Origin of the sequence: Mesorhizobium sp. GbtcB19, assembly GCF_019091085.1 — a bacterium.
GTDB lineage: Bacteria > Pseudomonadota > Alphaproteobacteria > Rhizobiales > Rhizobiaceae > Mesorhizobium.
In genome coordinates this window covers 1-235 of record NZ_JAGXJY010000539.1, presented here as the reverse complement: position 1 = coordinate 235, position 235 = coordinate 1, and the positions used below count along the sequence as shown (strand labels likewise).

Here is a 235-nt window from a genome sequence, read left to right as displayed (position 1 = left end):
GACACGGCTGGTCCAGCACAGCTTCGTATCGCCTGACGCTCTCGGCCTGATCAGTTCTGCCCTTCGCAAACCTGATTGCTTGTCAGATCGGGTACCGTCTCCTGATCGCTGAAGCCGTACTTGGCCATGATGCGCGCGACCGTGCCGTCGAGCTTGAGCTCCTTGAGCCGGGAATTGTACAAGTCGCGGAGGTCACTGTCGTCTTTGCGAAACGCAATCGCCGAATAGCCGTAGC

1 protein-coding gene is annotated in these 235 nt (G+C 58.7%); it reads right to left on the bottom strand.

Features of this window, described 5'->3' with window-relative positions:
* Positions 1-50: 50 nt before the first annotated feature.
* Positions 51-235: transporter substrate-binding domain-containing protein (locus tag KVT37_RS32965; RefSeq protein ID WP_217579102.1), on the bottom strand; the 185-nt coding region annotated here is incomplete at its 5' end.